The organism is Actinocrinis sp., from assembly GCF_035946395.1.
Taxonomy (GTDB): domain Bacteria; phylum Actinomycetota; class Actinomycetes; order Streptomycetales; family Catenulisporaceae; genus Actinocrinis.
In genome coordinates, this window is record NZ_DASYZI010000174.1 from 1 (window position 1) to 24,842 (window position 24,842).

Genomic DNA, 24,842 nt, shown 5'->3' on the forward strand with positions numbered 1-24,842 from the left:
GATCCTCGACGGGGTGGGCGCGCGCCGGACCGTCGTCGCGTGCTCTCCCGCCGCACGACAGGCGGGGGTGCGGCGCGGGCAGCGGGTGCGCGATGCGCAGCGGCTGTGCCCGAGCCTCACGGTGCACCCCCGCGACGAGCAGGCTGAGGCGCGCACGTTCGAACCGGTGGTCGCCGTGGCCGAGGGGCTCGCCGCGGCAGTAGAGGTGGTGCGGCCCGGATTGATCGCCCTGGGCGCACGAGGCCCGGCGCGTTACCACGGCGGGGAACACAGGCTCGCGATGCTGTTCCGGGACGAGGTCGCGGAACTGACGACGCGTTCGGGCAGCCCGATCGGCTGCGGGACCGGGATCGCGGACGGGATGTTCGCGGCGAGCCTGGCCGCGCGGCGGCCGGGCGACGAACCGCTGGTCGTCGAGCCCGGGGGCAGCGCGGCGTTCCTGGCCCCGTTCCCGCTGGCGGTGCTGGACCGGCCGGACCTGGCGGGCACGCTGGATCGGCTGGGGGTGCGCAGCCTCGGCGCGCTGGCGGCGCTGCCGGCCGGTGACGTCGGGGCCAGGTTCGGCGCGGACGGGATCGCGGCGCACCGGCTGGCCCGGGGGCTCGACCCCCGGCCGCCGGCGCCGCGCCGCCCGGCCGAGGAGTGCGGCGTGGTGCACGAGTTCGACCCGCCGGCCGAAGCGGACGAGCCGGTGGTGTTCGTCGCCAAGATGCTGGCGGATCGGCTGCACGCGCTGCTCGGGTCGGCGGGCCTGTCCTGCGTGCGAGTGGAGATCGGGATCGCCACCGCGGGCGGCCGGGAGTGCGTGCGGATGTGGCGGCACGGCAACGCGCTCGGCGGGGCGCTCTCGGCGCTGGCGGTCGCCGAGCGGGTGCGCTGGCAGCTGGACAGCTGGCGGGCCCGGGAGGCCGCCGCCGAGCAGGCCGACCCGGTGGTACTGCTGCGGCTGACCCCCGATCAGCTGATGCTGGACACGGGAGCGCAGCAGGCGCTGTGGGGCCGCGAGGAGGTCCCGGACCGGGTCGGCCGCGCGGCCGAGCACGCGCAGGCGCTGCTCGGGCACGGCGGCGTGCTGCGCCTGTTCGAGACCGGCGGCCGGGATCCGGGAGCGCGGATCGTCCCGGTCGCGTGGGGCGACCTGCCGCAGCCCGACATCGCCGACCGGACGGAAGCGCCGTGGCCGGGCGCGGTGCCTCCCCCGGCGCCGCCGCATCTGCCGGGTCCGGCTGTGTCTGATTCGGCTGGGGCCATGGCGGCCGAGTTGCGCGATGCCGCGGGCGATCCGGTGACAGTCACCGGCCGGGCGCGGGTGACGGGGGCTCCGGCGGTGTTGGTCGTGGCGGGCGAGTCGTTGCCCGTGACCAGGTGGGCGGGGCCGTGGCCATATGACGAACGGCGCTGGGATCCGGGCAGGGCGCGGCGGCGGGCGCGGGTGCAGTGCGAAACCCCGGACGGCCGGGCGTGGCTGCTGGTGGTCGAGGGCGGGTCGTGGCGGGTGGAGGGGGTGTATCAGTAATGGGTTTCAACAATCCGGTGATGCCATGGCGGGAGCTTGACAAGGCCCTGTCGTGGGCCAAGCACGGGGAGCTGACCGCCAAGCCCCCGAAACCCGCCGAGGCGCCTGAACCGATACGCCGGGCCGAGGCCACAGTGCCTTACGCCGAGTTGCACGCGCACAGCGGCTTCTCGTTCCTGGACGGCGCGTCCGACCCGGAGGATCTGGTGGCCGAGGCCGCGCGGCTCGGCCTGGAAGCCCTCGCCCTCACCGACCACGACGGGCTCTACGGCGTGGTGCGCTTGGCGCAGGCCGCGAAGGGCAGCGGGGTGCGGACGGTGTTCGGGGCGGAACTGTCGCTGGCGGCGGACACGGTCGAGCGCACCGGGATCGAGGACCCGCTCGGCGCGCACCTGCTGCTGCTGGCCCGGGACGTGGACGGCTACCGGTCGCTGTCGAAGGCGATCGGGGACGCGCACCTGGCCGGGGCCGGCAAGGGCCGGGCCGTATACGACCTCGAAGAGTTGGCGGCGCGCGCGGCCGGGCGGTGGGCGGTGCTCACCGGCTGTCGCAAGGGCCTGGTTCCCGCCGCGCTGGTCCGGGGCGGCGAGTCGGCGGCGTCCCGCGAGTTGGACCGCCTGCGCTCGCTCTTCGGGGCGGACAACGTCTTCGTGGAGCTGATCGACCACGACCTGCCGGGGGACGACGCGCGCAACGACGCCCTCGCGGGCCTCGCCGCGCGTCACAATGCCCTGACGATCGTGACGAACAACGTGCACTACGCCACCCCGGCCGCCTTCCCCACCGCCAGCACCCTGGCTGCGCTGCGCGCCCGCAGGTCCCTGGAGGAGATCGACGGCTGGCTGCCCGCCGGGCCGACCGCGCACCTGCGCTCGGGCGAGGAGATGGCCGAGCGCTTCGCCCGCTTCCCCGGCGTCCTCGGACGGACCGTCGCGCTGGCGAAGCAGTGCGCGTTCGACTTCGCCGCGGTGACCCCGAGCCTGCCGGACTGCGAGGTACCCCCGGGCTTCGAGGACAAATTCTCCTACCTGGAGCACCTGGTACAGCGGGGGGCGCGGAAACGCTACGGCGCCCGCCGCGAGCACCCCGAGGCCTACCGGCAGCTGAACTACGAGCTCGGCGTGATCTCGAAGCAGAAGCTTGAGGGATACTTCCTGATCGTCCACGAGATCGCGAAGTTCTGCCGCGACAACGACATCCTGGCGCAGGGCCGCGGTTCGGCGGCCAACTCGGCCGTCTGCTACGCCCTGCACATCACCAACGCGGACCCGATCCAGTACAACCTGGTCTTCGAGCGCTTCCTCTCCCCGGTGCGCGACGGCTACCCGGACATCGACCTGGACATCGAGTCCGGCAAACGCGAGAAGGTCATCCAGCACGTCTACCGCAAGTACGGCCGCGAGCGCGCCGCGCAGGTCGCCAACGTGATCACCTACCGGGCACGCATGGCGGTCCGCGACGCCGCCCGCGCGCTCGGCTACTCCCCCGGCGCACAGGACGCCTGGGCCAAGCGACTCGGCCCCTACGCCGGCGCGATGGACCTCCAGGCCACCGACGTCCCCGCCGACGTGCTGGAACTGGCGACGACGCTGCACGGCCTGCCCCGGCACCTGGGCATCCACTCCGGCGGCATGGTGCTGTGCGACCGTCCGGTCGCAGAGGTCGTACCCACCGAGTGGGCGCGGATGGAGAACCGCTCCGTGGTGCAGTGGGACAAGGACGACTGCGCCGACGCCGGACTGGTCAAGTTCGACCTGCTGGGCCTGGGCATGCTCGGCGCGCTGCACGACTGCTTCGACCTCGTGCGCGACCACCACGGCGAGAACCTGACCCTCGGCACGATCCCCGCGGAGCGGGACGCGGTCTACAACATGCTCTGCGACGCCGACTCCGTGGGCGTCTTCCAGGTCGAGTCCCGGGCGCAGATGGCCACCCTGCCCCGGCTCAGGCCACGCGAGTTCTACGACCTGGTCGTCGAGGTCGCTCTCATCCGCCCCGGCCCCATCCAGGGCGGGGCGGTGCACCCCTACCTGCGCCGCCGCCACGGGGACGAGAAACCCGAGGCGCCGCACGAACTGCTGGAGAAGTCCCTGTCCCGCACCCTGGGCGTGCCGCTGTTCCAGGAGCAGGTGATGCAGATGGCGATCGACGCGGCGAACTTCTCCGCCACCGAGGCCGACGAGTTGCGCCGCGCGATGAGCGCCAAGCGCTCCACCGAGAAGATGCTCGCCCTGCGCCGGCGCCTGATGTCGGGGATGGCCAACAACGAGATCACCGGCGACCTGGCCGAGAGCATCTACCAGAAGCTTGAGGCCTTCAGCTCCTACGGCTTCCCGGAGAGCCATTCGATCTCGTTCGCGTACCTGGTGTACGCGAGCTCGTACCTGAAGCTCTACTACCCGGCCGCGTTCACCGCCGCGCTGCTCAACAACCAGCCGATGGGTTTCTACAGCCCCGCGTCCCTGATCAACGACGCCCGGCGGCACGACGTGACCGTGCGCGGCGTCGACGCCAACGCCTCACGCGACAAGGCGATCCTCGAACCCGTATCCGGCCCCTACGTCCGCACGCACCCGCATTCCTCGCCCCACCCACAGCCCGCCCTGCGTCTCGGCTTCGCTTCCGTACGCGACCTCGGCGCGAAAGCCGCCGAGCGCATCACCGCCGAACGCGACGAGAACGGCCCCTACGACGACCTGGAGGATTTCGTACGGCGCACCGGCCTGCCCCGCGCCGCCCTGGAGGCCCTGGCCACGGCGGGCGCGTTCGACTGCTTCGGCCCGGCCCGCCGCGAAGCCCTCTGGCAGGCCGGCGCGCTGGCCGGCACCACTGACGCCCACCTGCCCGGTACCTCAGGCGCCGACCGCACCCCCGCCCTGCCCGCGATGAGCCCGGTCGAGCAGACCTTCGCGGACCTCTGGGCCACCGGCACGTCCCCGGACTCGCACCCCATCGCCCACGTGCGCGCCCACCTCGACGCCACCGGCCACACCCGCATCGCGGACCTCGCGGACGTCCCAGACCGCAGACTGGTGCACGTCGCCGGGATCGTCACCCACCGGCAACGGCCCCCGACGGCCGGAGGCGTCTGCTTCCTCTCGCTTGAGGACGAGACCGGCCTGGTGAACGTCGTCTGCTCGCCGGAGGTCTGGCAGAAATACCAGCGGATCGGGCTGGCGCACGGAGCACTGCGCATCACCGGCAGCCTCGAACGCTCGGATCACACTGATTCGGACAGTGCTGGTTCAGACAGTGCTGGTTCAGACAGTGCTGATTCGGACCGGGCTGATTCCGGGCGGGCCGGGCGCCGGGGCGGCGCGATCAACATCGTCGCCGGGCGCCTCGCACCCCTGCGCGTCGCCGCTCAGCCCGAACATCTGCGCGGCCGCGACTTCCGCTGAATCCGTGCGCCGACCATGGTCCGGCACGCCGCTCAGCGCCGGCTGACGGGGTGGTCACTTCGCAGTTCGGTAACGCATGTAACGCTTCATACACAGCCGGTGTCAGGGACAACCGGGGGCGGGAATCAAACGTCAAAGGGGCAAATGTTCGCTCGACATCCGATGTGATCCACCCGGGGGAAGGCATGCCGATGCCGACACGGCACCGCATCTCAGTGCTCGCAGTCATCGCGAGCTCGATCATCACCACCGCCGCCTGCGGGGGCGGTCACTCGACGCCGCACGCCGGCGGCTCGGCGTCGCAGGCCGGAGCCGGTGGCGGCGCGTCGGCGTCACCGACGCGTCCCGCGCCGGTGTACACCGCCAGTGTGCCGACGATCAGCGACGGCACGAACAAGGTCCTGATCGGCGGGGTGTCCGTGACGTTCCCGTCGACGGTCACCGACGCCGCCTGGTCGCCGGACGGCACCCGGCTGGTCTACCTCGACGGCGACGGCAACATCGCCACCGCCCGCCCCGACGGCAGCGGCGTGCTGGTCCTGACGCAGACGAAGCCCGGGGCGAAGCGGGCGCAGCCGGCGTTCGAGGACGGCGGCGGCGAGATCGTCTTCTCCGAGCGCGGGACCGACGGCGTGTGGCGGCTGATGTCGGTCTCCGCGAACGGGCAGGACATCGCGGCGAACGGGACGCCCGGCGAGGCGCTGCTCGACAGCATCGGCGACGGCACCGGCGACACGGCCGCCGACGCGGTCTACGACCCGTCGCGCGCCAGTTTCGACGGCCCGTTCAGCATCCTGGCCTACCAGCACGCGGGGGCGAGCGGACCGGAGATCTGGATCCTGGACCGCAACCAGCGCGGGCCGATGGGCCGCAAGGCCCGCGACGGCGCCGCGCCCGTGATCGCGCCGGACGGTTCGCGGATCGCCTTCGTCGGCGGTGACGGCCAGCTCTACGCCGAGGCACTGCCGATCGGCTCCACCAGCGTCGCCGTCAGGATCACCACCGGCGTGACCGGCCTGACGCACCCGGTCTGGTCGCCCGACGGCACCCGGATCGCGTTCAGCACGACTTCGAACATCGAGTCCGTGACGGCCGGAGGCGGCGGCGCCGCGCCCAAGGTCGAAGCGCCGTCGCCCGGAGTGCCCAGCTACGAGCCGATGACGCCGACCAGCGTGCTGCGATTCACCGGCGACCCGATCGCCGACTCCATCGCGCAGAGCAAGGCGTACTACACGACGGTGCCTGCCAGGGGCATTCCGCCCGTTCCGGACGGGCACAACTACGCGTCCGGCGTCACCCTCGTCAGCACGTCGGACCCGGCGGCGCTGACCGCCGCGAGGCTCGGCATCGCTTGGGGCCCGGTACTCTTCACCCAGCCGGACAGCCTGAGCCAGGACACCGTCGCCGAGATCGCACGGCTGCTCGGGCCGCAGCAGGTGCAGAACCTGGATCAGGGCATGATCGACATCATCGGCGACACCAACGCCGTCTCCGCGGGCATCGAGACCCAGCTCAACGGGCTCGGTTACAAGACGAAGCGGGTCGCCGACAGCAACTCGATCGCCGAAGCGGCAGCGCTCAACGGTCCGGAAGTGAGCGTGAACTACGGCGGAGCGGTGTACGTTGTGTCCGCGACGGACACGCCCGCGATCCTGTCGCTCGAAGCCCTTCGCAAGGGCGGCTCGATCCTGCTCACGGACAACGCGACCATGCCCGCGGCCGACCAGCCGATCATCAACCGGCTCAAGTTCACCGGACAATATCCGCCCTCTCTCGTCGCTGTGGGAGGCCAGGCTCAGGCGGCGCTCGCCTCCTCCTGGCCGGGCAAGCCGGCGAACCTGCCGGTGACCGCCGTCGGCGGCTCCGGCGCGGATCTCAACGCCCTGCTGGTCGCGAAGCAGTACTCGGACGGCCCGACCGAGGTGGCGCTCACCGCGACGGGCTCGTGGCAGGACGCGCTGCTGGCCGCGTCCAACGGTCCGGGCATGCCGCTGCTCGTCGTCGATCCGCAGGCGCAGCTGAGCGCGGACGCGACCGGCTGGCTCGGCCAGTCGGCCGCCTCGGTGTCCACCGTCGTCGTGTACGGCGACACGTCATCGGTCCCCGATGCGATCGTGAACCAGGCGGTCGGTGCGCTCAGCGCGCCGGCGGGGTCCAACAACGTACTGAATCCCGGTCGGCTGCTGCCCCTGTAGCGCAGGAGCCGGGAGGCGTGCGGTCAGGCGTAACCGGCCGCACGCCGCTCGGCGCTGGACTCGTCGTCCAGGAGCCAGGGTGGGCACGGCTCGGCGGTGGGCTGTGCGGCGATCGCGTCGCGCAGCGCCACCAGGTGCTCGTCGCCGAGCGTGTAAGGCAGAAATTCGCGCAGGCCGCTGAACCGGAACCGAACCGTCTCCCCCGCCTCGAACTCGTACGTGTCGAAGGCGACCACCGCGCCGGTCATGCCGTCCAGCGACCCGTGCACCTCGCCACGACGGAACTCGGCCTCGGGCACCAAGGCGTCGTTTCCGCGCCGCGCCGTAGGCCGCGCCAGATACGGACAGACGATCGCCGCGTACAACATGCACGCGTGGTGACCCGGCGGCTCCACGGTTTGCGCGGTATTCGCATAATTCGTATAAGCAGCGTTGTCATGAACAGAGATCGCGGCGGCCTCCTCGGCGGCGACGACGCGCCAGACCGGGCCCTTGCGCAGCGGCGTGCCGCAGATCGAGCAGCGCCGCTCGACGGCGCACACCAGGATCCGCGCGGTGCTCGTCACCGCGAAATCCGGCTTGCCGTCAGACCACGGCGTGATCGCCAGGACCGGATATCCGCGCGCGTCTCGCGGACGCTCGGCGACCGGCGCCGGCATGGGAATCTCATCCAACCGCACACCATCATTGAAGCGGTTGACGCGATTGGCCGCAGCTCCGGTCAGGCAAAAGCCTTGGCCCGTATGATCGCCGGGTGAGCCGCGTCCAGGTCGCCGTCTGCGGGCCGTCCGCCGCCGACGCACCGACGCTCGCCGCTGCCGAAGAGGTCGGTCGGCTGCTCGCCGAGCGTGGGGCCGTCGTCGTCTGCGGCGGTTACGGCGGCGTGATGCAGGCCGCCGCACGGGGGGCTCACGCGGCGGGTGGCACCGTCGTCGGCATCCTCTCCGGCGACGATCCCGGCCCGGCCAACCCGCATCTCGACATCGTCGTGCCGACCGGTCTCGGCCAGGCGCGCAACACCGTCATCGCGTTGTCCTGCGAAGCGCTCATCGCGGTCGGCGGCTCGTGGGGGACGCTCTCCGAGGTCGCCCACGCGGTCCGGCACCGCGAGCGTGCCGGGCGCCCGGCACGCGTCGTCTGGCTCGACGGCTGGACGATCCCGCAGGCTCCCGACGCGATCCTGGCCGCCGACACCCCGGCCGGCGCAGTGGACGCGGCACTGTCAGGCCTCTGATACTCAGTTGCCCGGCGCCGCGCCGGAAGTCGACGCGCATCACGACGCCCATCACGACGCCCATTACGACGCGCAGGGCAGTGGGCCTGCCGGCCTCGTGGAACCCGGCGGCGGCGAAGATGCCGCGGCTGCCGACGTACAGTTCGCCCCAGACGATTTCCTGCCCCGGCTTGATGATCATCGGGTAACCCTCAAGCGCACGGGCGCCGCGTTCCCGGGCGAAGCCGACCGTCGCGGCCGCCAGGCGCGCTCCTCGACCGGAAGCGCGCGGCACTCGGCCGCCGCGGTCTGAAACCACTGGCACTGGCACTGGCATCAGGCCGGCTCCCTGCGCTCACCGAACACGGCGCGCAGATCGTCCCAGGACGCTTCGTTCGCGGGAACGATGCGGATCGCGTCACCGGCGTCCCTCTTGGTCGCCGTCGTCTTGGTCGTCATCGCCGCTCCACGGTGCGGTTGTCCGTCCAGACCACTACATCACGCGGTTCTGACACCGCGTGTCCGGCACAGTGCGCTCCGACTATTCAGGTCATGGCATTTACAAGGCCGATCTAACGACTGTTACAATTATCGACAGGACAGTAGAAGAGCAGTGGGAGACTGGACTAGCCGCCGGGAGGTGGGTGCATGACCGGAACAAGCGCCGCGCTGTTCGTCGCGGTGTTCCTGGCCTGCGCGGTCGAGGCGGTGGAGGCGGTCACGATCGTGCTGGCCGCGGGGACCGCGCGCGACTGGCGTTCGGCGGGCCTCGGCGTGGGCAGCGGGCTGGTCGTCCTGGCCGCGGTCGTCGCGGCGCTCGGCCCGGCGCTGACCGCCATCCCGCTCGGTGCGCTGCGGCTGGTCGTCGGCGGCCTGCTGCTGGTGTTCGGGCTCCAGTGGCTGCGCAAGGCGGTGCTGCGGTACAGCGGGCACAAGGACCTGCACGACGAGGACGCGATCTTCCAGCGAGAGCTGGCCGCGGCGCGCACCGCGCATGCCGAGCGCCGGTTCGCCGTGGACGACTGGTACGCCTACACGCTCTCCTTCAAGGGCGTCGTGCTCGAAGGGCTCGAAGTCGCGTTCATCGCGATCACCTTCGGCAGCAACCAGCACGACGTGCCGCTCGCCGCGCTCGCCGCCGGATGCGCCGTCCTGCTGGTGGCGGCGGTCGGCTTCGCGGTCAGGGCGCCGCTGGCCCGGGTTCCGGAGAACACGCTGAAGTTCGTGGTCGGCGTCATGCTCACCGGCTTCGGGATCTTCTGGGGCGCCGAGGGCGCCGACGCCCACTGGCCGGGGGATGACGCCGCGCTGCTGGCGATCGTCCCGCTCGTCGCGCTGTTCGCCCTCGGCCTCGTCGCCCTGCTGCGCCGCACCGCCCCGCCGCGCGGCTCGGCCGCCGCCTCCGTCCCGGCCCTGCAACTGGAGCAGCCGTGATCGACCGCCTGCGCGCCTTCGGCGCCTTCTGGTACGACTTCGTGATCGGCGACGACTGGCGGGTCGCCGCGGTCGTGGCCACCGCGCTCGCCGTGACGTTCGCGGTGAGCAAGACCTCGATCCCGGCCTGGTGGATCCTGCCGGCGGCGGTCGCGGTCGTGCTGCCCTGGAGCCTGTGGCAGGCCCGCCGCCGCTGACCGGCCCCACGCGGTTGATCAAACACAGTTGGTCAAACACGGTTGGTCAAACACAGCCCGCCGGACGCGGATGACAGATTTCTCATGCGCCGGGCTTCCGGCGCGCCGCGCTAGTCTCCTTCGGCCTCCTCGGCGTAGACGCGGGCGGCGTACTCCTCCAGCGCGTGCTCACAGGTCGCCACTGCTTCAAGCGTCGCGGCCCGCTTCGGCGCGCCGAACACGTCGCGGTCGGTCACCTTCGCGAGCCAGTTGCGCAGCTTGACCAGATCTTCCTCGTTCTCCTCAAGCTCGGCGTAGGTGAAGTGCTCGGCCTTGTACTCCTTGTCGAGCTGCCCGAGGAAGTCCTGGCACTTGTCGATGATCTCCTCGTACTCGTCGTCCCTCGCGGCGTGGAACGCGGCGAGCACCGCGGCCTCGCTGACCAGCACGCCGCAGGACATCAGCACCGCGGTGCCGCCCATCTCGATGATCTCCCGGCACAGCTTGCGCAGCGCATTCTCGGCCGCGGCGCCGGCGGGCAACGCTGCGGCCGAGTTCTGCAAGTAGACGGCGCCGAGTCCCTTGAGCCGCCGCCACACCGCCGCCCGCAGCCGAGTCGGCTCGGACGGGATCCGGTAGATCAGCAGCAGCCAGCCGCCCATAGGCTCGCCCGAGGCGTCCGCTACGTCGTTGAGCACATGTCCAGTCTGCCTCAGGAACAGCCTGCCGCTTCAGGCGCCGATGATCACCGTCAAGCCGAGGACGGCACGGCCGATGACGATCTGGCCGACACCAGCGTGCGCCGTGACCGGCGATGTGGCGTGGTGAAGACACATGTCGTGGTGAAGATGCGCATGGAAACCTCCGAGTCGTTCCGATGCATCACGGACCGGCTCACTCCGGTGCGGATCCTGACTCTAGCGGTGATCCGAGCGGGCATAAGATCGTAATGCCCTTATGGGCAGTATCAACGATGCCTAATTCACAATCGCACTCACTGGCAAATGTCGCATGGTACTGTCACAGCATCGACATCCGCGGATCACATGGCCGAGGCCGACCCACCACGACGAGGTGAGGGGGAGCGGAACTACGGTTCACCTGCACCCCCGGGAGGCGTCAAGTGTCGGGCCGCGCATCAGAGGTTCGCGTCGAGCTGCTCGGCCCGCTGACCGTCCTGCGCGGGACCGAGGAGCTGGACATCGGATGGCCCAAGCAGCGGGCGGTCCTCGCCGTGCTGGCCCTGCGGTCGGGCCAGGTCGTCTCCAGGGACGAGCTGATCGACGCCGTGTGGGGCGAGAACTCGCACAGCAGCGCCGCCAGCGATGTGTACAAGTACATCTCCCAGCTGCGCCGCCTCTTCGAACCTGAGCTCGTCCGGCGGGCCAGCGCCACCGTGCTCACGACCTGCGTCGGCGGCTACAGCCTCAAGGTCGAGCCGGACTCGGTGGACGCGCTGGTGTTCGACGACCGGTTGCGGCGTGCGTACGAGTCACGTGCAGCCGGGGATCACGCGGCCACGGCGGCGGTTCTGGGCCAGGCGCTGAAACTCTGGCACGGGCCCGGCGCCCCGCTGGCCGGCGTGCCCGGCCCGTTCGCGGAGATCGAGCGGGCGCGGCTGGCCGAGCTGCGGCTCACCGCGATCGAGTACCGCGGGGCCGCGCTGCTCGAACTGGGCTGGCACGACAAGATCATCGCGGACCACTCCCGGCTGGTCTGCGAGCATCCGATGCGCGAGCAGCTCTGGGTCAATCTGATCCTGGCGCTCTACCGAAGCGGCCGGATCGCCGAAGCGCTGGCCCGGTTCCGCGAGGTGCGCCAGCTGCTCGTCACCCAGCTGGGCATCGAGCCGGGGGTGGAGCTGCGCACTCTCAACGAGCGCATCCTGACCGGTGACCCGGCCCTCGCGGTGCCGGAGCGTGCCGAGTCGGCTGTGGCGTCGGCCGGGACGGCAGTGCCACGACCCGCGCAGCTGCCGCGCAGCGTGCCCGGCTTCACCGGCCGAGCACGTACGCTGCGACAGCTGGACGCGTACCTGGCCGAGCACGCCTCACCGGGCGGCGGGGCGTGCAACCCGGCGGTCGTGATCGCGCTGGACGGGATGGCCGGCGTCGGCAAGACCGCGCTGGCGGTGCAATGGGCGTATCGGGTGGCCGACCGTTTCCCGGGCGGGCAGCTGTACCTCGACCTGTGCGGCCGAAACCCCGACCAGGTCCCGCTCGGTCCCGGCGCCGTCCTCGGCCGGTTCCTGCGGTCCCTCGGCGTCGCCCCGGACAGCATCCCGCCGGACATGGACGAGCGGGCGGCGCTGTACCGGTCGCTGCTTGCCGGCCGGCGGATGCTGATACTGCTGGACAACGCGGCCTCGACACGGCAGATCGGTCCGCTGCTGCCCGGCAACGGCGACTGCGTCGTCGTGGTGACCAGCCGCCGACGGCTCAGCAGGCTGGTGCACGAGCACGGCGCGCACCGCCTCGGAATCGGCGTGCTGGAACGCCAGGAGTCGCTCGAACTGTTGCGCGGCCTGCTCGGCGCCGAGCGCCTGGACGCCGAGCCGGACGCTGTCGAGCAGCTCTGTAGGCTGTGCGGCGATCTGCCCCTCGCGCTGCGCATCGCGGCGGCGAACCTGGCCGGTCAGCCGCGTATCGCGCTGAGCGCCGCGGTGGACGCGCTGAGCGCCGACGACCGGCTGAGCACGACCGCCGTGGACGAGGAGGGGTTCGGGCGGTGCGCGGTGCGTTCGAACTGCCCGAGCGGATCGTCCTGGACGGCACGTCCGAGCATGCCGCCGACCTCTTCGCGGTGGCGGCGCTGGACGCCCGGCACGCCCCCGAGGCCGCCGCGGAACTCGATCGGCTGGCCGCGCCGGGCTTGATCTCCGGCATGGGTGACTGCGATGTGTGGATGACGGCGATGTGTGGTATGTGACCGACCGGTCGATTCATTCGTATGCTTACCTGAGCTAACGACCCTCGCAGGCGAGGAGGCGGTGAGCGTGGCGGTCGGAACACGCACCGACGGGCGCGTCGAACGCGGGAACCGCACTCGTCGGCTGGTGCTGCGTCGCGCAATGGACATCGCCTCGGTGGAAGGGCTCAAGAGCCCGACCCTCGGGCGGCTGGCCGAGGAGCTCAAGCTCAGCAAGAGCGGCGTGTTCGCGGTCTTCGGCTCGAAGGAGGAGTTGCAGCTCGCGGCGGTGCGCGCCGCGGCCGAGGTGTTCGTCGGGCACGTGGTGAACCCCGCGCTGGCCGCGCCCCCCGGGCTCAAGCGGGTGTGGCGCACCTGTGAGTCCTGGCTTGAATACTCGCGAGGGCGGGTGTTCCCCGGCGGCTGCTTCTTCCTCTCGGTGACGGCCGAGTACGACGCCCAGCCCGGGCCGGTGCGCGACGCGGTGGCGCAGGCCCGGTCCGAGTGGTTCGAGTTCGTGCGCCGCGTCATCGAGTCCGCGGCCAAGCGCGGGCAGTTGCGGCCGCAGACCGATCCGGCGCAGCTGGCCTTCGAGCTGATCGCGTTCCTGGAGCTGTCGAACTCCGAGTCGCTGCTGCGCGGCGACGCGGACCCGTACCGGATGGCCGCCGAAGCGATCAGGACGCGACTGCGCTCGGTCGCAGCCGACCCGGCCGAGCTTGACGCCGTGTAGAGCGCCTACTCGTCGGCCGGGAGCCGCTCCTTCACCAGACCGACCAGTTCGGCGACGGTCACGGCCTCGGCCATCTGCTCGTCGTCGACCGCGACGCCGAACTCCTTCTGCAACCCGAGGCTGACCTCCAGCAGGGTGAGCGAATCGAGGCCGAGGTCGGCCAGCCGGCTCTGCGCGGTGACGTCCGTGTCCTGCGGGCCGCACCAGTCGGCCACCACCCGCACCACCCGCTGCTCCACGTTGCCCATCGGGCTGTCCATCAGGCTCCCACTTCCTTGATCGAGGGCCATTCCAACACGGCTGAGCCCCAGGTGAGCCCGGCGCCGAAGGCGGTCAGCAGGACGAACCGGCCGGGTTCGAGCCGCCCGTCGGCGTTGGCGTGGGCCAGCGCCAGCGGGATCGACGCCGCGGACGTGTTGCCCACCACGTCCAGGTTCAGCACCAGCCGCTCCTCCGGGAGGTCGAGCTGGTCGGCCACCGCCCGCAGCACCCTGACGTTCGCCTGGTGGCCGACCACCCGATCCACGTCGCAGGACGTGCGCCCGACCCGCTCAAGCACCCGTCGTGAGGACTCGGCCATCCGGCGCACCGCGTTGACGAACACGGCTCGCCCGTCCATCTCCAGGTAGTAGCCCTCGGCCTGCCGCTGCGGCCCGGTCCCGCTCGCGCGCTGCCGCGCACCGCCGCCGGGAAGGTAGAGCAGTTCGTCGAGCTCGCCCTCGCTGCCGAGGTCGAAGGCGGTCAACGCGCCCTGCTCGTCCGCGCGGCCGGAGCGCAGCACCACGGCCCCCGCCCCGTCGCCGAACAGCGGCCTGATCACCTCGTCGTCGGGGCGCAGCAGGCCGGAGAACTGGTCGGCGCCGATCACCAGGATCCGCTCGGCCAGCCCGCCGGCGATCATCCCGGCGCCGACGGCCAGCGCGTAGACGAAGCCGCTGCACACGGCGTTGATGTCGAAGGCCGCCACTCCGGACAGGCCCAGCCGGGCCGCCACGGCCGGCGCCGAGGCGGGGATCTGGTAGTCCGGGGTCGAGGTGGCCAGCAGCAGCGCGTCCGCCAGGCCGGTCCCGGCCGACGACAGCGCCCTGGCACCGGCCTCGACCGCCAGATCGGAGGTGGTCTGCCCGAGGGCGCTCACATGCCTGCGATGGATCCCGGTGCGCCGGTGGATCCATTCCTCGGTGACGTTCAGCTCACCGGCGAGCTCGGCGTTGGTGACCACTCGCTCGGGCACGTACGCGCCGAGCCCGCACACGACCGCCGCGGCGGCGCTGTCAACGGTGCTCATCGGGCACTCCTGCTACGAGGTCGGGATTCGGGGTCCGGCCGGGCTCAGTTGACGTTGCGGTCCATGGCCGCCCAGAACCGGTCGCGCAGGGTGCGGCGCAGGATCTTGCCGCTGGGATTGCGCGGGACGGCGTCGATGAAGTCGTACTGGGTCGGGATCTTGAAGTCGGCGATGACGCCCTTGAGCGACATCATCAGCTCGCGCGCGGTGGCCTGCTGCCCGGAGCGCAGCGCGACGAAGGCGTGGATCGCCTCGCCCCACTGCTCGTGCGGCACCCCGATCACTGCGGCCTCCGCGACCGCGGGGTGCTTGCACAGCGCGTTCTCGATCTCGGCCGGGTAGACGTTCTCGCCGGCCACGATGATGCAGTCCTTGATACGGTCGCTGATGAAGATGAATCCGTCCTCGTCGACGTATCCGGCGTCGCCGGTGTGCAGCCAGCCGTCGACGAGGGTCTTCAGCGTCTCCTGCTCCAGGCCCCAGTATTCGAGCATCACCGCAGGGGTGTGCAGGCAGATCTCGCCAACCTCGCCGGGCGGCAGCTCGGCGCCGTCGCCGTCGATCACCTTGACCCGCACGCCGGGATACGGCCGGCCGGCCGCCCTCAGCCGCGGGCTGCCGGTCACATGCGCGTACGGCGGCAGGCAGACCGCCGTGTTGCCGGTCTCGGTCAGTCCGTAGATCTGGGCCAGGTCGGCGTCGAGGACGTCGATGCACTGCTGGAGCAGGCGCTCGGAAATCGGCGACCCGCCGTAGACGGCCTTGCGCAGGGTCTTGAAGTCGTCGGGGCCGACGCCGGGCTCGGAGAGCATCATCTGGAGCATCGCGGGCACCACGCAGGCGGTGGTCACCGCCTCGTCCCGGATCAGCCGCACGGCGTCCTGGCTCACGAAGGCGCGCATGGAGACGTTGGTGATCCCGGCGTTGAAGCCCTGCATGGCCCACCAGATCCCGCCCACGTGGAAGCCCGGGATGCCGATCAGGCTGCGGTCGCCCGGCTTCCAGTCGATCCAGTCGAGGCCCTCGCCCGCCAGACCGTCGCGGATCTTGAAGAAGCTGCGCTGCGCGAGCACCACGCCCTTGGGCAGGCCGGTGGTGCCGCTGGTGTACAGCTGCACGATCGGGTCGTCCGGCGTGGTCGCCGGTTCGAGGTCCTCGTCACCGTGCCCGGCCTTGAAGGCGCGCAGGCCCGTGTCCGGCGAGCCGGGCGCGTCGGCCTCGACCACGGCGCGCAGCCTGGGCAGGCCGGTCCGGTCGCCGAGCGCGGACAGGTATTCGTGCTCGACGAACAGCAGCTCGGCGCCCGAGTCGCGCAGGATGTGGTCGACCTCGGGGGCGGTCAGCCGCCAGTTGACCGGAACCAGCACGGTCTCGCTCTTGGCGCAGGCGAACAGGAGCTCGTAGTAGTGCTCGGACTCCTTGCCCAGGAAGCCGATCCGCGCGCCGCGGCGCAGCCCCGCGGCCAGGATGGCCCGCGCGGTGCGGTTGCTCTCCCGGTGCAACTCGGCGTAGGTGACCTCGCGGCCCTCGCACGTCACGGCGACCGTGTCCGGCTGCCGCTCGGCGTGGAAGGCCACTGTGTCGGCGACCCTTTGCAGCTGCGGGTAATACAACATGTGCGCGCTCCCTTCACGGACCGTCATGACCAGGTATTCCCATCGCTCCAGTAGCGGCGTCCGAGCAGCACCGGGCCGGGCAGCCGGATCAGCGGCGGACGCGTCCCGTCCGGCCACAGCGCTGCCGGGCCGGGTTGCCCGCCACCGAGGTAAAGCTCCGCCTCAAGTCGCAGGTCGCCGTCCTGCGCGACCGGCGGCTCGGGCGCGTCGCCCGCCCAGAAGTCCAGCCAGGCGAGCAGGCCCGCTCGGTCGCGGACCACCGCGGCATGCCGGTGCGGACGATGGTCGCGGCCGTCGATCAGCGTGCGGCAGACCGAGGCGTGGTCCCAGTCGGTCCGGGCGCTGAGATCGTCACGCAGCCGGGCGGCCGTCGCGGCGAGCGCGGCGTCGCTGTGCGCTGACACGGCCAGCAGCGCGGCCACGCTCGTGGGCGGTACCGCAGCCGGGCCGGGCGCGGCCTCCAGCAGTGCGTGCGCGTTGGTGCCGGTGAAGCCGAAGGCGCTGACCGCGGCGATCCGCCGGCCGTCGCCAGGCCAGGGCAGCGGCTTGTCGGGCAGCTTCAGCCCAAGCCGGTCCCAGGCGATGCCCGGGTCGGGCCGGTCCGCGCCCACATGCGGCGGAATCTCGGCATTGGCCAGCGCCAGCACGGTCTTGATCAGCCCGGCCGCGCCGGAGGCGGTCTCCAGGTAGCCGAGGTTCGCCTTGTGCGAGCCCACGTACAGCGGCGGCGCGTCCGTTGCGGCCCGATAGACCTCGCCGAGCGTCTCGGCCTCGATGACACCGCCGATCCGCGAGCCGTTGGCCTGGGCCTCGACGTATCGCACGTCCGCCGGCTCGACCCCGGCGGCGGACAGGGCGAGCTCGATCACCGTGCGCTGTCCGGCGGCTGAGGCGGCCGACATCTCGGGGCGGTCGCCGTGCTGGTGCACCGCGCTGCCGCGCAGTACCGCGTAGTACGGGCGGCCCGCCTCGTCGGCGTCCCGCTTCCGTTCGAGCACGAGGATGCCGCAGCCCTCGGCGCGCACGTGGCCGTCGGCGTCGTCGGCGAACGGCCGGCTGCGCCCGGCGGCGGAGAGCATGCCGGCCTTGGCGAACACGTCGCTGGTGAACGGCGAGAGCAGCAGGTGGCAGGCCCCGATGACGGCCACGTCGCACTCTCTGCGGCGCAGCGCGGCGGCGGCCAGGTGCAGCGCGGTGATCGCCGAGGAGCAGGCGGTGTCGATGGTCATCGTCGGACCGCTGCTGCCGAGGGCCAGAGCGATGCGCCCGGCAGTGGCGCTCAGCGCGGTGCCGGTGCCCATGTACGGGGACAGGTCCTGCGGCCGCAGACCGTTGCGCAGCGCGGCGAAGTTGTACTCGACGGTGCTGACGCCCACGTAGACGCCGACCTTGCGCCCGTCGGTCAGCTGAGCGCGGGTCAGGTTCGCGTCGGCGAGCGCCTGCACGGTGACTTCCAGCAGCAGCCGCTGCTGCGGGTCGAGGTAGGTCGCCTCCTGCTCGGACATGCCGAAGTAGTCGGCGTCGAAGAGGTCGACCGCGTCCAGGTACGCTCCGGAGCTCAGCAGCCCGGCCAGCGGCGCGAGGTCTTCGGCCGCGACGTTCCAGCGGGGCCGGCCGAGGCTGTCGGCGGGCAGCGCGTCGGACTCCTGCGGGACCGCGCGTCCGTCGCGCAGCGCCCGCCAGTAGGCCGCCGGGTCGTCGAGCCCGCCGGGGAAGCGGCAGCCGACGCCGACCATCGCGATCCCCTGGGTCTCCTCCTGCCGCTGCCTCGCCAGCATCACCATGAGCTGCTTGTGCGAGAGCGACTGGAGCATGTCGATGTAGTCGGACACTGCGGCGTCCCTACAGGCCGAGCTCGCGCAGCTGCGCGAGTTCCGCGTCGGCTTCGTCGTCGCTCAGGTCGTGCACCTCGGCGGCGGTGTCCTGAGATTGCTCGGCGGCGCCCTGCTGCGTCCCGCCCGCCACCCGCTCGCCGATGAACTCGGCCAGGGTCCGGATGGTCGGGTGGTCGAACAGCGCCGAGGTCGGCAGCGGCAGGCCGAGCGCGGCCTCCAGCCCGTTCTTCAGCTCCACCGCGGCCAGCGAGTCGAGTCCGAGTTCGACGAACCGGGCGTCGGCCTCGATCTCGTCGGCCGAGTAGTGCAGCACCGCGGCGATCCGCTCGCGCAGGATGGCGCGCACCGCTGCCTCGCGGTCGCCGCGCGGCCTGGCCCGCAGCTCGTCGAGGTCGACGGTCAGCACCGGTCCGGCGCCGCCCTTGGGCATGACGTGCTCGTACAGCGCGTCTTCCACAGGGCGGCCCACGGAGTACTTCTCCCAGTCGACCTCACCGGCCACGACCTGCGCCCGCGGCCGGGTCAGCGCCCGGAACAGCGCGCGCACGCCCTCGGTGGGGCCGATGAACTTGACGCCGCGCTCCTCGATGGAGCGCCGCTGCCGGTCGTCGAGCCCTGCCGCCATGCCGACCTCGGCCCACGGGCCCCAGTTGACGCTGAGCGCGGGCAGGCCGCGTGCGGCACGCCGGTGCATCAGCTCGTCCAGGAAGGCATTGGCCGCCGCGTAGTTGCTCTGCCCGGCGGAGCCGAACACCGAGGCGACCGAGGAGTAGCCGACGAAGAAGCGCAGCGTCTCGACCTCGGCCGCGGCCCGGTGCAGCAGCCAGCCGCCGTAGACCTTGGGGCGGAAGACCGCCTCGATGCTCTCCCAGGTCTGGTTCGCCACCGGGGCGTCGGCCAGCACGCCCGCGGCGTGCACGATCCCGCCGAGCGGCCGCGGGCCGTTCTTGATCAGGGCCATGACGCGCTCGACGTCGGCGGGGTCGGACACGTCGCCCTGGTGGACCGTCAGCTCGACGTCCGGGCCGAGCTCGGCGGCGAACGCATCGCGCTCGGCCTGCGGCACCGCGCTGCGGCCGACCAGCTCCACGGCGCGCGCGCCCTCCTTGACCAGCTTGCGCGCCACGACCCGGCCGAGGGCGCCGAGGCCCCCGGTGATCAGGTAGGTCTCGTCCCGGCTCAGTTCGAGCGGGCGGTTCGGCAGCTCGCGCGGATCGTCGAAGTCGAGCACCAGCTTGCCGGTGTTGGCTCCGCGGCTGAGCACCGCGAAGGCCTCCTCAACCTCGCCGAGCGAGTAGGCGGCGGTCGGCAGCGCGCCGAGCCTGTCCTCGGCGATCAGCTCGGCGACCGTCTGTAGGGTGCGCTGGTTCAGGCCGTTGAGCTCGTCCTGCGGCAGTTCGCTCAGGTCGAAGTTGTGGTAGTCCACATCCGGGCGCTCCTCGCGCATCCGCTCGGGCGACCAGATGCCGATCTTGCCCAGCTCGACGAAGCGGCCGCCGTCGCCCAGGGCGCGCAGGCCCGCCGGGATGAAGTCCTTGTTCAGGCTGTTGAGCACGATGTCCACGCCGCGCCCGCCGGTGGCCTCCAGCACCTGGTCGGCGAAGTCGAGGGTGCGCGAGTTCATCAGGTGCTCGACGCCCTGGGCGCGCAGCAGCGGCCATTTGCGCGGGCTGGCGGTCGCGTAGACCTCGGCGCCGGCGAGCCTGGCCAGCTGCACGGCGGCCTGGCCGACGCCGCCCGCCGCCGCGTGGATCAGCACCCTGTCCCCGGCCTTCATCCCGGCGAGGTTGTGCAGCGCGTGGTACGCGGTGACGTACGCGGTCGGCAGCCCGGCGGCCTCGACGAAACCGAGGTTGGCCGGCTTGCGCACGGCGACCGCGGAGGTGACGGTGACCCGCTTCTTCATGCAGCCGAGGTGACTGAGGATCACGTCGTCGCCGGGCGTGAACGGCGCCTCGGGCCCGGCGGCCAGGACGGTGCCGGAGGCCTCGAAGCCGAGCGGCAGCTCGTGGTACTCGGTGCCGGTGTCCTGCGCGTACTGCTTCAGCATGCCGAGGGCGTTGAGCACGTCCTTGAAGTTCAGGCCCGCCGCGCGCACCCGCACCTGGATCTGGTCGCCGAGCGGCTCCTCGTCCGCGACGGGCGTCTGCTTGATCCCGGAGAACTGGCCGTACTCGGTGATGGACAACTCGAAGTTCTCGTCGGGCACCGGCTCCGCGCCGACCGGGTACAGCCGCTTGACGTGCCGGCCGTCGCGCCGATAGGCGACCTGCGACTCGCCGCCAGCCGCGTCGCCGGCCAGCCACTCCTCCAGCAGCGGCCGGTAGTCCGTCGTGTCGGAAGGCTGGGCGTCCGGAGCCAGGTCCAGCAGACTGATGCGGTGCACCGGGTACTCGTTGAGCAGCGCGTGCCCGAAGCCCCACAGCGACGCGGCTGCCAGGCCGTCGACGTCCGGCCCGGCCCCGTCACCCGGCAGCCACTGGGCGCCGCGGGTCACCAGCAGCACCCGCATCCGGCGCGGCGGGTCGAGCCGTTCCAGCGCCGAGTTCAGGGCGAGCAGGTCGCGGTAGTTGTGCTCGGACTCGGCGGCCAGCCGCTCGGCCCCGGCCGGATCACCGGCTGGACCGGGCTCGGGCCGCCAGAACCACCACAGGTCCGCGCGTGCTGAGGACTCGCCGAGCAAGCGCGCGGCCTCGGGGGCGTCGGCGGCGAACAGCAGACGCACACCGTGCTCCGCAAGCGAGTCGGCGAGCGGCGCGAAAGCCTGCGCGCCGTTGTCGTTCACCACGACCACTTCGCGTACCTGCTCGGACGCGGCGGCCGGGCGGGCGGGCAGCGAGCGCTTCTCCCAACGCGGTTCGTGGAAGATGCGCCGGGCGCCGGCTGCGGGGGCGGCCACCCTCTTCAGCCGCAGGCCCCGCACGGTGAAGACCGGCCGGTCGCCTTCGAAGGCGGCTAGGTCGGCGGTCAGGTCCCAGCCCGCTTGTCGGTCCGGTTCGGCCAGGTGCAGCAGGACCCGCAGGCCGGCCTTGGGCTTCTTGCTCAGCTCGATGGCCTCGAAGCCGACCGGCAGGAAGGTGCCCTCGGCATCGGTGGCGGCGACCAGCGTCTGCATCGCGCAGTCCAGCACGGAGGCCGGCAGCTGGCTGTTGGGCGGGGTGTCCAGACCGCGCAGCTCGCCGACCGCGAACGCACCCGGGTGGCGGGCTGCCTGAAGCAGCAGCCGGAATTCGGGGCCGTAGCTCAAGCCGGCCTCGGCGAAGTCGGCGTAGAGGTCGTCGGCGGCGTGCACCGCGCTCGGCCCCCCGGACGCGGCCAGCAGCTCGCGCAGCCCGGCCGCGGTCTGCGCCAGCGCGGCCCGCGGATCGGTCGGCTCGGCGCCGAGCACGGCGGTGGTGTGCAGCCGCTCGATCGCCTCGCCCTGGCCGGAGATCCGGCTGAGGATCTCCACGCCCGCCGTCCCGTCCGGCCGCTCGGTCAGCCGGGTGCGCAACTCGGTCGGCTGCTGCTCGCTGAGGAACAGCGCCTCGCGGATGGCCACGTCACGCACCAGCCGGGCGGTCTCGCCGTACACCGCGTCCTGAAGCGCGAACAGGATCTCGACGTAGCCAGCGCCCGGGAAGACGACCTGGCCCAGCACCACGTGGTCGCCGAGCCGGGCCGGGTGCCCCGGGTCGATCTCGGCGCGGAACTCGCGGACGCCCGCGGCGCGCTGCTGCGGCGTGCTGATCTCGGCGCCGAGCAGCGGATGGCGCCCGTCGCCCTCGGGCACCCGGGCGGCGCCGTGCCGACCGGCGACCGGGATCCAGTAGCGGGCGTGGTCGAAGGCGTAGGGCGGCAGCCCGATCTTCCGGCGGCCGGCGCCCTCGTGGTAAGCGGGCCAGTCGATGGCCAGCCCGGCCTCGTAGCAGCGCACCAGCGCGTTGCGCACGCTCTCGCCGTCCGGGTCGGCCGGCTGGAGGCTGGGCACCCACAGGTGGTCGGCGGCCCCGCCGCACTGCCGGCCCATGCCGATCAGCGCGCCGGACGGGCCGACCTCGACGAACACGTGCCGCCCGCGGGCCCTGACCGACTCGATCCCGCCGGCGAAGTCCACCGGGGAACCGATGTGGCGCACCCAATAATCCGGGGTGCCGACCTCGGCGTACTTGGCCGGCTCGCCGGTGACATTGGAGATGAAGGCCAGTTCGGGCTCGTGGAAGCGCAGGTCCTTGATCGCCTCGCGGAACTCGTCGTAGACCTCTGCCATCAGCGGCGAGTGGAAGGCGTGCGAGACTGCCAGCGGCTTCGCGGACAGGCCGCGCTCCTTGAGCCGCTCGGCGAAGGCGGCCAGCGCGTCGCGGCCGCCGGAGACCACGGTCTGCTCCGGGCTGTTGACGCCCGCGACGCCGAGGTCGGGGTGCTGCGCGAGCAGCGGGGCCACCTCCGCGACGCCGGCCCGGATCGCGACCATGCCGCCGGGGGCGGTGACCGACTGCATCAGCCGGGCCCGGGCCGCGACCAGCGTCACCGCGTCGGGCAGGGTGAACAGCCCGGCGATCGTCGCCGCGGCGATCTCGCCGATGCTGTGGCCGAGCAGCACGGTCGGCCGCACGCCCCAGGACATCCACAGCCGGGCCAGCGAGTATTCGAGCGTGAACAGGGCGGGCTGGGTGTAGCCGGTCTGGTCGATCTCCCGCTCGGCGCCGTCGGCGGCCGGCGTGAACATCAGCTCCCTGATGGAGCGGCCGAGCGCGGGGGCGAACAGCGCGTCGCACTCGTCGACATGCCTGCGGAACACCGGGTAGCGGCGGTAGAGCGCGGCGCCCATGCCCGGGTACTGCGATCCCTGGCCGGTGAACAGGAAGGCGATGTTGCCGCCGCGCACCTCGTCGACCGCCGCGCCGTCCGCGGACCGTTCCAGCAGTTCGGCGAGCAGCTTGTCGACCTCGGCCACCGAGTCGACGACTCCGGCCAGCCGCGCGTTCATGTGCGCGCGGCCAACGTTCGAGGTGTAACAGAGGTCGGCGATGTCCGTCCCGGGGCGCTCGGCGAGGAACGCGCGGTAGCGCTCGGCCTGAAGGCGCAGCGAAGGACGGTTCTTCGCGGACAGGGTGAAGACGTGCCCGGACGTGGCCGGGGCCGGCTCGGCGGCCCGGCGCGCGGAGGGCGGGGGCTCCTCCAGGACGACCGTGGCGATGGTGCCGGCGAAGCCGAAGGAGTTGACGATGGCGCGGCGCGGCCCGTCGCCGGCCGGCCACGGCGCCGGCGACGTGGGCACGGTGACCCGGTAGCTGTCCCACGGGATGCGCTTGGACGGCTCGGTCATGTTGATGTGCGGGAAGAACTCGGCGCCCTCCAGCTGGAGCAGCGCCTTGAGCACGCCGCCGGCGCCGGCGGCCGCCTCCATGTGCCCGATGTTCGTCTTGACCGAGCCGACCACCACCGGGTGCTCGCCGAACACGCTGTCGATCGCGCCCATCTCGATCGGGTCGCCCAGCGACGTGCCGGTGCCGTGCGCCTCGACGTACTGCACCTCGCGCGGTTCCAGCAGCGCGCTGGCCAGCGCCTCGCGCATGACCGCGGCCTGCGCGACGCCGTTGGGCACGGTCAGCCCGCCGCTCTCGCCGTCCTGGCGCACCGAGGAGCCGCGCACCAGTGCCCTGATCCGGTCGCCGTCGCGCAGCGCGTCGGAGAGCCGCTTGACCACGACCACGGAGCAGCCCTCGCTGCGGCTGTAGCCGTCCGCGTGCTCGTCGAAGGTCTTGCAGCGGCCGTCCGGGGCGAGCATGGTCGCCTGGGAGAAGACGATGTGGTTTCGCGGATGGTGGATCGCGTTGACCCCGCCGACCAGCGCGATGTCGCACTCCCCGCGGCGCAGTCCCTGGGCCGCCAGGTGCAGCGCGACCAGGGAGGAGGAGCAGGCCGTGTCCACGCTCATGCACGGCCCGCGCCAGCCGAGGAAGTAGGACAGGCGGCCGGAGACTGCGCTGTGCGCGGTGCCGGTGCCCACGTGCGCGTCGAGGTCGGAGCGCTCCAGCGCGTCCATCTCGATGGTGTAGTCGACCGAGCTGACCCCGATGTAGACCCCGCCGCTGCCGCCGCGCAGCGCGGCCGGGTCCAGGTTCGCCGACTCAAGGGCCTGCCAGGCCACTTCGAGCACCAGCCGCTGCTGCGGGTCGAGGTACGCGGCTTCCTTCGGCGAGATGTTGAAGAACTTGGGGTCGAACCGGTCCACGTGCTCCAGGTAGCCGCCGCCGGAGGTGACCACCTTGCCCTTCTCCGGCTGCGGGCTGTAGAGCTCCTCGACGTCCCAGCGGTCGGCCGGGATCGGACGGGTGCCGGAGCGCGCCTCGCGCAGGAACCGGGCGAACTGCTCGGCGCCGGTGTTGTCCCCGGCGTCCCCGGGCAGGCGCAGGCCGACTCCCACGATGGCGAGCGGCTCGTACTTCTCCAGCATCAGCCGCCGAAGCAGCACCCGCCGCTCTTCACTCGGCTCAGTGGTCGGCTCGGTGTTCGGCGTCGCCGGGTCGGCAACCGTCGTCAAGG

Annotated in this window: 17 protein-coding genes; 9 read left to right on the forward strand and 8 right to left on the reverse strand. The window is 72.1% G+C overall.

The window, feature by feature from the left end:
- From VGS97_RS11025 to VGS97_RS11035, 3 genes are all read left to right on the forward strand, one after another.
- Positions 1-1,516 (forward strand): DNA polymerase Y family protein (locus VGS97_RS11025; RefSeq protein ID WP_326853252.1); only part of this gene is annotated, 1,516 nt, incomplete at its 5' end.
- Positions 1,516-4,917 (forward strand): error-prone DNA polymerase, encoded by a 3,402-nt coding sequence (locus VGS97_RS11030; protein ID WP_349262088.1) that lies wholly within the window; start codon positions 1,516-1,518, stop codon positions 4,915-4,917. The genes VGS97_RS11025 and VGS97_RS11030, both read left to right, overlap by 1 nt.
- Before the next feature lie 185 nt (positions 4,918-5,102).
- The gene (locus tag VGS97_RS11035; protein ID WP_326853254.1) at positions 5,103-7,112 is read left to right on the forward strand and encodes a hypothetical protein; all 2,010 of its coding nucleotides are present in this window, start codon (positions 5,103-5,105) and stop codon (positions 7,110-7,112) included.
- Positions 7,113-7,135: 23 nt separating this feature from the next.
- On the opposite strand, the gene VGS97_RS11040 is transcribed toward VGS97_RS11035, so the two are convergent.
- Entirely contained in the window at positions 7,136-7,786 is a 651-nt protein-coding gene (locus VGS97_RS11040; RefSeq protein WP_326853255.1) for a hypothetical protein, read from the reverse strand.
- An 80-nt stretch (positions 7,787-7,866) separates the two neighbouring features.
- Between VGS97_RS11040 and VGS97_RS11045 the strand changes: the two genes are divergently transcribed.
- The gene (locus tag VGS97_RS11045) at positions 7,867-8,346 is read left to right on the forward strand and encodes a TIGR00725 family protein (RefSeq protein WP_326853256.1); all 480 of its coding nucleotides are present in this window, start codon (positions 7,867-7,869) and stop codon (positions 8,344-8,346) included.
- Between the two features lie 7 nt (positions 8,347-8,353).
- Complete coding sequence (locus VGS97_RS11050; protein WP_326853257.1) at positions 8,354-8,638, forward strand: hypothetical protein; 285 nt, start codon at positions 8,354-8,356, stop codon at positions 8,636-8,638.
- A 23-nt stretch (positions 8,639-8,661) separates the two neighbouring features.
- Here VGS97_RS11050 and VGS97_RS11055 read toward each other — a convergent pair whose 3' ends face one another.
- Positions 8,662-8,784 (reverse strand): hypothetical protein, encoded by a 123-nt coding sequence (locus VGS97_RS11055; RefSeq protein ID WP_326853258.1) that lies wholly within the window; start codon positions 8,782-8,784, stop codon positions 8,662-8,664.
- 189 nt (positions 8,785-8,973) lie between these two features.
- Between VGS97_RS11055 and VGS97_RS11060 the strand changes: the two genes are divergently transcribed.
- Entirely contained in the window at positions 8,974-9,759 is a 786-nt protein-coding gene (locus VGS97_RS11060; protein ID WP_326853259.1) for a hypothetical protein, read from the forward strand.
- Entirely contained in the window at positions 9,756-9,956 is a 201-nt protein-coding gene (locus VGS97_RS11065; RefSeq protein WP_326853260.1) for a hypothetical protein, read from the forward strand. Before VGS97_RS11060 ends, VGS97_RS11065 begins: the two co-directional genes overlap by 4 nt.
- A gap of 110 nt (positions 9,957-10,066) precedes the next feature.
- On the opposite strand, the gene VGS97_RS11070 is transcribed toward VGS97_RS11065, so the two are convergent.
- Positions 10,067-10,633 (reverse strand): Chromate resistance protein ChrB, encoded by a 567-nt coding sequence (locus tag VGS97_RS11070; RefSeq protein WP_326853261.1) that lies wholly within the window; start codon positions 10,631-10,633, stop codon positions 10,067-10,069.
- Positions 10,634-11,058: 425 nt separating this feature from the next.
- Between VGS97_RS11070 and VGS97_RS11075 the strand changes: the two genes are divergently transcribed.
- On the forward strand, positions 11,059-12,810 hold the full coding sequence (locus VGS97_RS11075; RefSeq protein WP_326853262.1) for an AfsR/SARP family transcriptional regulator: 1,752 nt from the start codon (positions 11,059-11,061) through the stop codon (positions 12,808-12,810).
- A 120-nt stretch (positions 12,811-12,930) separates the two neighbouring features.
- Positions 12,931-13,575 carry a TetR/AcrR family transcriptional regulator gene (locus VGS97_RS11080; RefSeq protein ID WP_326853263.1) on the forward strand — a complete coding sequence of 215 codons (645 nt, stop codon included), beginning with the start codon at positions 12,931-12,933 and terminating at the stop codon, positions 13,573-13,575.
- A gap of 5 nt (positions 13,576-13,580) precedes the next feature.
- Here VGS97_RS11080 and VGS97_RS11085 read toward each other — a convergent pair whose 3' ends face one another.
- From VGS97_RS11085 to VGS97_RS11105, 5 genes are read right to left on the reverse strand one after another with little or no spacing between them, the layout of a single operon-like run.
- Positions 13,581-13,835: an acyl carrier protein gene (locus tag VGS97_RS11085; protein WP_326853264.1), complete on the reverse strand. Its 255-nt coding sequence runs from the start codon at positions 13,833-13,835 to the stop codon at positions 13,581-13,583.
- Complete coding sequence (locus VGS97_RS11090) at positions 13,835-14,863, reverse strand: beta-ketoacyl-ACP synthase III (protein WP_326853265.1); 1,029 nt, start codon at positions 14,861-14,863, stop codon at positions 13,835-13,837. The genes VGS97_RS11085 and VGS97_RS11090 overlap by 1 nt, the downstream gene beginning before the upstream one ends.
- Positions 14,864-14,907: 44 nt before the next feature.
- Positions 14,908-16,479, reverse strand: a complete 1,572-nt coding sequence (locus tag VGS97_RS11095) for a long-chain-fatty-acid--CoA ligase (RefSeq protein ID WP_326853267.1) — start codon at positions 16,477-16,479, stop codon at positions 14,908-14,910.
- A 23-nt stretch (positions 16,480-16,502) separates the two neighbouring features.
- On the reverse strand, positions 16,503-18,311 hold the full coding sequence (locus tag VGS97_RS11100; RefSeq protein WP_326853268.1) for a polyketide synthase: 1,809 nt from the start codon (positions 18,309-18,311) through the stop codon (positions 16,503-16,505).
- Positions 18,312-18,321: 10 nt separating this feature from the next.
- A complete protein-coding gene (locus VGS97_RS11105) occupies positions 18,322-24,840 on the reverse strand; it encodes a type I polyketide synthase (protein WP_326853269.1) in 6,519 nt (2,172 codons plus the stop codon).
- Positions 24,841-24,842 lie beyond the last annotated feature (2 nt).

Excerpts from the sequence above, each read along its gene's own strand:
- VGS97_RS11030 (WP_349262088.1), top strand. The coding sequence starts at position 1,516 with ATGGGTTTCAACAATCCGGTGATGCCATGGCGGGAGCTTGACAAGGCC.
- VGS97_RS11035 (WP_326853254.1), top strand. The coding sequence starts at position 5,103 with ATGCCGATGCCGACACGGCACCGCATCTCAGTGCTCGCAGTCATCGCG.
- VGS97_RS11055 (WP_326853258.1), bottom strand. The coding sequence starts at position 8,784 with ATGACGACCAAGACGACGGCGACCAAGAGGGACGCCGGTGACGCGATC.
- VGS97_RS11060 (WP_326853259.1), top strand. The coding sequence starts at position 8,974 with ATGACCGGAACAAGCGCCGCGCTGTTCGTCGCGGTGTTCCTGGCCTGC.
- VGS97_RS11085 (WP_326853264.1), bottom strand. The coding sequence starts at position 13,835 with ATGGACAGCCCGATGGGCAACGTGGAGCAGCGGGTGGTGCGGGTGGTG.
- VGS97_RS11090 (WP_326853265.1), bottom strand. The coding sequence starts at position 14,863 with ATGAGCACCGTTGACAGCGCCGCCGCGGCGGTCGTGTGCGGGCTCGGC.
- VGS97_RS11095 (WP_326853267.1), bottom strand. The coding sequence starts at position 16,479 with ATGTTGTATTACCCGCAGCTGCAAAGGGTCGCCGACACAGTGGCCTTC.